Source organism: Acetobacterium malicum subsp. dehalogenans DSM 11527, assembly GCF_000472665.1.
In the GTDB taxonomy this organism is placed as follows: Bacteria; Bacillota; Clostridia; order Eubacteriales; family Eubacteriaceae; genus Acetobacterium; species Acetobacterium malicum.
In genome coordinates this window covers 1-6,377 of sequence record NZ_AXAC01000066.1, presented here as the reverse complement: position 1 = coordinate 6,377, position 6,377 = coordinate 1, and the positions used below count along the sequence as shown (strand labels likewise).

The window sequence follows — 6,377 nt, the reverse complement described above, 5'->3', positions numbered from 1 at the left end:
GTTTATCCTCAAAAGGGCAAAGTGCTTTATCCTGTAACCCAATTCCTGTGGAATCAATAATAGCGTTTTATTAATAAGTAATATTTGCTTTCTTAATAGTAATCTCTCTTTAAAGAATTGTGGTAATTACAAGGCTTTGAGCCACATTATGAAGAATAAAAAATGACCTCGGAATGAGAAGTTGGACGACTCATTTCAAGGTCATTTATCATACTTTATTTTGTTGGTAAGGCTAAATGATTTTGCCCCAAACAGGATAAATCACTTTGTCTTTTAACATAGTATCTCTGACCTTGTGATAATCATTATAAATGGATATCTCTCATGAATCAAGATGTATTTCATAATCTTACTATATGTCTGTAGAAACTCAAAGAGTTTCTCTTAAATTCAATTCTGATGTAAACCCCAGAGACCGCGTATTTACTGCAATCCAGCAACTTATAATATCAGAATATGAATAAAAAGCTCTCTTAAAAATGATTTCCTGAAGTACGCATTCTATGTCTTCTCTATACATAACAACATCTCTATTTATTATGTCTGTAAATCTATGAATAGTCTCTGTCTCTATATCATGTATCAAAGACTTATTCATTAAAATTTTCAGTAGCACTTCCTCAGGAATGATATTCGCTTCTCTTTTATAAATTCGTTCCTAATGAGGGCTAGATAAATCTTTTATGTTTATCTGATTCAGTATACTTATATATCTCTAAGAACCATGCGGATAAAATTTTTTGCCCCCTAACGGGGGCTTTAAATATTTTTTGACCCCCTAACGGGGGGACTTAAACATATATCTATTCTCATGCCTAACGGCATAAATGAAGTAAAAATATAAAGAAGGTTATTTAAGATGACAAAAGAATGATAAATATTTAAAGCTCCAGATATATTCAACTTATTTCAATGAAATTGATTTGTCCAATATGATTAAACAATTATCCATACTACTCTTACCATTCCAAACACGTAAAATTAAAGCAATGGATTTATCTAGCTTTGCAGAAAACATGGGCAATAGTTTAAGCGATATCGTACCATTTAAATATTCTATAATGCCAATCACCTAACGGTGAATACATGATAAATGAATTACCACCAACAGAATATCTCCCTATAACTGCGACTGTTACGGTAAAATCAGTTATTCCCATTGAAAAGCCAACAGATTAACAGCAACGCTTTGTAAACTCTGATTTTATAGCTGTATATAATTTAAAGAAAAAATACGGCTACAACCCCATAAAACCCTGTTTATGAGGCTCAAATATTTCTAAGAACTATGAACACTAAAAGCAGATATCCCCACAACGCATCACCATTAATAAATGCTTATAGCAACGTAATGTGACATTTCATGCTGGTGTATTTAATTATAGGACTAGAAAGCAGGTTCTTACTCCGATTTAGCTACCCATTCCGATTTAGCTACCCATTATAATAAGAAGGGAACAGTTGCCTGCTCCCTCCAATCATTTATCAAATATTTACGATTCAATCGCTTTGAACTTTTCTATCAATGCTGATGCCTGAACACCGGTTATCTTTTTATAATCTTCAACATCATAATGTTCCTTGACGTACTTATTCATTGCCTCTGACGAAGTATTATGCTGTCCCATCAGTGTTTCCAGATATTGAATCTGTTTTTGAGTGGCAGGCTTATCTCTCCTTGGCTTAGCTGAAGCCCTTAATTCTTCTATATTTCTTTCGACAGGGTGTTCTGGTTCGATGTTCATATCTTCCACATCCTGTGTAAACCTTGCTGACAAATTGCCAACATTTAGAGCAGCATCGACCAATGCCCGTTTCTTTGCCATTTTCAGAACCACATTCTGAATACTGTAGCCGTCGCTCTTGGCATATTTTCTTTCTCTGGTGTTAGTAATGCCAATACCTTCGCCTTTAACCACGCCATTGTAATCAATCAGGAACACCTTACACTCATAGCAGAAAAAGCCAGTATTATAATCCTCTATCCGATTAACGACTTCCGTTCTGGCAATCAACCCCAGATAATTCAATATTTTCTCGGCTCCAGCCTTTAATAAAGTCGGATGCCCGAGATGAGGGATTCCGAAATAATCGCTCCCAGCCACCAGCACCGCATCAATAAAACGATTCATTTCATCATCAAATGCCTTGGCTTCCTCGACCGTTAAGCCTCTGGCTACTGATGCCGTTACCGGCTTTGTTTCGGGCTTAAATTCGGTACTTTCCGTATCAAACATAAGATTGTGGGGTATCTTCATTTCAGCTCGTTCAATCGCCGATTTCGCGTTTTCTGCTGGCTCAATATTACTCATTTTGCTTTCCAACAATGATTTTAAATCTAATTTTTTATTCATAATAACCACACTCCTTAATTTAGTGTAAATCTGCGTGATGTACTGGTTTTCACGTACTTTGAATACAGTTTCGGTTCTGCTGTTTTTAAGGCTTTTGTATCAAGCCTTTCAGACGTGACCGGTTTCCAGCTGATAGTATATTCCTGACACGTTGCTTTATCATGATTGCCCATCAGTTCTTTGATATGGTTGGCTGCCGCTTGTTTCTTTGCCGTTGCATTATCTTCCTCGGCACTGGCTTTTATATACTGGGCTACATATTCAACAGCCTCCTCCGGCAATATAATTCGTTCCGAAATACCGCCCTGATACATCGAATTAATCAAATTTTTAGCAGCATCCGAACCATCTATTTCCGGGCGAATCATATTTTGGACTTTATTCCAGAACGCATTCTCCAGGACAACAAGCATTTGTTGTAGCTCGGCATCGGCATCAACTTCATAGATACGAAAAGTATTCCCACCAATCAGAACCGCCACATAAGCCTTTGCTACACCGGTCACACAAAGATAATGCTGAATTTGTGTCTGATAATAAACCGGGATGTCATTTTCCCATTCAGTACGCTTATATTCGCTGGCAGTCTTGATTTCAAGAATCGCTGGATTTCCAGCATCATCAACGGTCAATCCATCCACATTGGCAAGCATAAATGGATACTGGGGATGTTGCAGCATCGCTTTTACTTCTACGACCGTTTTACCGGTCACTTTTATAAAATGATTCCGGATGACCGGCTCCATGATAGTTCCCCACGCCATCGCTTCATTCTCAACAGGTAAATCATTGGCCTGATTGATTTTATCCAGCCACAACTCAAGCTCTGATTTCCATTTGTTGATTCCAAGAAGGCAGCTCACATCAGAACCACCAATCCCTAGTTTTCTGCAACTAAGCCATTCTTCTTTTGACAAACCTTCTGTTTCCAGTAAAATATTGATGTTCATGCTTCTTCCTCCGTTAAAATAGAAAAAGCAGAATCCGAAGACTCTGCCAGTTTATTGATAATTGAATACGATACTTTTTGCACCGTATTTGCTATGATTTTCAATTCGTCTTTATCTTTTAGCCATGAGTTGATATAGCCCATCGAATACGCACTGGTATCTAAGCCTAACCGCATAGAAACAACAAATGCTACTGATTCAGCAACTAGCTCTCTTTGATTCCGGCCTACATCCGTTTTCGGATGCAGCGTAAAATCAATTGAATGAGCATACTCATGTAAAATGGTTTTAATCTTTTGCAAATATTCCAAATCAGACCGGATACAAATGACTCCGGTATCAAGATTATAGGAACCTTTAGAAGCTGTTCCATGAACATCCTCAATATTATGGTCTCGTGAAATAATCGAATGTAATTTTTCGTATAGCGATTTTAGTTCTTCATCATTACCTGACAGGCCTTTGACCAGCACCGGCAAGTGTTCATCTGAACCATCGGTATCGGCAATATCATAGACATAGGCAATCCGAAAGCCTCCGATTTCACGTTTGGTGACCTTTTCACCCTCAGCATCCTGATAGTGTGATTTGTTATCCGGCTCTTTAAACGTTTCTGTTTTTCGAAAACAAGGGGCTAAGATAGCCAGCCCTTTACTGCCTTTTTTCACATATCGTCCTAGCTGATTCCAGGCCTTATAGCCTTTAACATAAGACGCTTCCGGATTTTGTGAATAGATTAGCATTGCATTTCCAGCGCTATAGGTGTAAAATAAGCTTTGAAAAGCAAGGTATTTACACCAGTCTTCATCTGTATTGATGGTCGCCAAACCAGTATCAATACGTTCGAGGGCTGCTTTTATTTTTTCCTGATTCTTATTCATTTTTTCCATCCTTTTCGATTTTTAAATTTTGGTTTTAATTGTTCCAATAACATATTGATTCTTTTTTTATTTCGCACAGTCTTCATAACAAGTGCACTCGCAACAATGGTCATAATCACATTCAGCACCGACCAGAAAGCCTTTGCTGATATACGGCTTACAGGTGCTCAGATACAAACTGCATTCCTGACAAATACCCGGCATGTCTGGTGTCACTGGTTTTCCTTCTAGGATACAATCGTTCATGATTCACCTTTCTCAAAAATACAATCAATGGTAATGCTTCTTTTTCCGATACGGAAATTTTTATGGAATGCTCCCTTATCCAAAAGTTTCTTGCGATAGATGGCATAATTTCCACCTTTTAGATTATGGAAAAGCAGCTTCTGCCACTCTGTTTCTATGGTCAATTCCTCTAAGGAACCATCAATCTGAACCAAATACACAACAACACCTTCCATCATCAGCTTTTGAGCCTTCTTAAAATTAATCAGTTTCATTTCTTTCTTATCGAACATAACGAGTCCTCCTTTGATTTGTTAAAAATGGGCAAAAAAATAAGACCTCTATGGATTCAATATTTCCATATGGTCTCGTTCACGATTGTGATAATATTCGTTGTTACTGAGCACTTCTACTGGTGCTACTAGCGTAGCATTTACAGCATTACACATCATCTCCTTTCAAATATTCATAAGTACAAAATTAGACCTAACCGAAACCTAATAACTAAGCCTCCTTTCCTTCGACAAAAAGGCATAAAAAATAGAACAGTTTAACGACTTGTTCAGGTCGATTTATTTTAAACTACACTATTCCAAGTGTGATTGTTAACAATGTTATGAACCGTACTCCAAGGAACGTCATATCTATTAGAAATTTGTTGTTGTGTGATTCCATTTGCATACTCTTGCCTTATCAGTCGTACTTTATCCTCACTTAATTTAGCTCGTGGATTCTTTTCCCCTTCATATCTACCACAATAATTTCCCTTTTCCTTTGCTCTTCGTACATTTTCTTGATGTGTGACCCATTCAAGATTATACGCTGCTGGATTCATCCGATTACTGTCAAAATGGTCAACTTCCGGAAGACCTTTAGGGTTGTCTACAAATAATAATGCAATTATTCTGTGTGTTGTTCTTTTGCTTCTTTTTCCTTTTTTACCTGCTGTAAAACAAGCATAACCATCATCATTAGGCCGTTGATTTATCTCTTTGCCACTTTTTCCAAACACACGCCCATCTTCATAGAAAGTATACATTGCTCCATTGATTTCATGGTCTTTTTTTCTCACCACAAATACCTCCGCATCATAAATTTTTTGTTTATAATTTATGATATACAGAGCATTTGGAGCGCCTGTAACTTGATGGAGAAATAAATTGCAAATAGAATGAGTAGTTCACGGCATACTTAAATAAAAAAAGACATCAAGATTTCTCCTGATGCCTTTAATATCCACTACACTAAGGGGTGGGGTTTCGAACTAGAAAATCTTTTTAAATAATGACTCTAAGTTAAACCCAAAATTTTACATATTTTTTTCTACATATAAGGCGATATAACATCATGTTACACCTCGTTATGCAAAAATCACATAACGATTCAAGAATCCCATATTGATGGGGATTATCGGTATTCTCGTTATGTTAATCCGGGAACGCAGGTTTCAACAAAACCTATTGTTTAATTTAAATTTTTCCACCAACACCTTTAAACTTATCGACAAAGGCAGCAATTTTCTGAAAGACGCTCTGTTTTTTGTTAAATACTGCGGGTTAAGCGGACTCATTTTTGTTTCAAGTGTTTTTTAGACTTACTTTCAAAATCATCGCAACCGTGGCATGGGTTAGCACATAAGTTAGCGTCGTGATTAAAACAGATATCATTAATATTGATTTTCATATTATTCGTCTCCTTCCTTTTCGCATTCGTTGATAATTAATAATGCAAAGTTTAATCCATCAATATAACCGGAAGCGTAGCCGGCCTGTTGAAGACTTTCACCATCCATCATATCTTCAGGGTCTTCTGAATATTGGGCATCAAGCAGCTCTTGGCTTTCTTTAATCGATTTGTCTCGTTTGCCAGTAATAATTAACTCAACTTTCCCAGCTTAATTGACCGAACAAAGCCTTTATAAAAGAGGCCTGAGAGTCAATCCATTGCTGGAGTTGATTTTTTAACAG

General features: G+C 37.0%; 6 protein-coding genes. All 6 read right to left on the bottom strand.

Annotated elements, in window-relative coordinates; all coding sequences use genetic code 11:
* Positions 1-1,493 precede the first annotated feature (1,493 nt).
* Positions 1,494-2,354 carry a hypothetical protein gene (locus A3KS_RS22875; RefSeq protein WP_051355967.1) on the bottom strand — a complete coding sequence of 287 codons (861 nt, stop codon included), beginning with the start codon at positions 2,352-2,354 and terminating at the stop codon, positions 1,494-1,496.
* Between the two features lie 14 nt (positions 2,355-2,368).
* A complete protein-coding gene (locus A3KS_RS0116910; RefSeq protein ID WP_026395898.1) occupies positions 2,369-3,304 on the bottom strand; it encodes a YqaJ viral recombinase family nuclease in 936 nt (311 codons plus the stop codon).
* Positions 3,301-4,185 carry an ArdC-like ssDNA-binding domain-containing protein gene (locus A3KS_RS21790; RefSeq protein WP_051355966.1) on the bottom strand — a complete coding sequence of 295 codons (885 nt, stop codon included), beginning with the start codon at positions 4,183-4,185 and terminating at the stop codon, positions 3,301-3,303. Before A3KS_RS21790 ends, A3KS_RS0116910 begins: the two co-directional genes overlap by 4 nt.
* Positions 4,186-4,251: 66 nt before the next feature.
* The gene (locus A3KS_RS23640; RefSeq protein WP_156913333.1) at positions 4,252-4,431 is read right to left on the bottom strand and encodes a hypothetical protein; all 180 of its coding nucleotides are present in this window, start codon (positions 4,429-4,431) and stop codon (positions 4,252-4,254) included.
* The gene (locus A3KS_RS0116900) at positions 4,428-4,703 is read right to left on the bottom strand and encodes a hypothetical protein (RefSeq protein WP_026395897.1); all 276 of its coding nucleotides are present in this window, start codon (positions 4,701-4,703) and stop codon (positions 4,428-4,430) included. The genes A3KS_RS23640 and A3KS_RS0116900 overlap by 4 nt, the downstream gene beginning before the upstream one ends.
* 284 nt (positions 4,704-4,987) lie before the next feature.
* Entirely contained in the window at positions 4,988-5,482 is a 495-nt protein-coding gene (locus tag A3KS_RS21785; RefSeq protein WP_156913331.1) for an HNH endonuclease, read from the bottom strand.
* Positions 5,483-6,377 lie beyond the last annotated feature (895 nt).

Excerpts from the sequence above, each read along its gene's own strand:
- A3KS_RS23640 (WP_156913333.1), bottom strand. The coding sequence starts at position 4,431 with ATGAACGATTGTATCCTAGAAGGAAAACCAGTGACACCAGACATGCCG.
- A3KS_RS22875 (WP_051355967.1), bottom strand. The coding sequence starts at position 2,354 with ATGAATAAAAAATTAGATTTAAAATCATTGTTGGAAAGCAAAATGAGT.
- A3KS_RS0116900 (WP_026395897.1), bottom strand. The coding sequence starts at position 4,703 with ATGTTCGATAAGAAAGAAATGAAACTGATTAATTTTAAGAAGGCTCAA.
- A3KS_RS0116910 (WP_026395898.1), bottom strand. The coding sequence starts at position 3,304 with ATGAACATCAATATTTTACTGGAAACAGAAGGTTTGTCAAAAGAAGAA.
- A3KS_RS21790 (WP_051355966.1), bottom strand. The coding sequence starts at position 4,185 with ATGAATAAGAATCAGGAAAAAATAAAAGCAGCCCTCGAACGTATTGAT.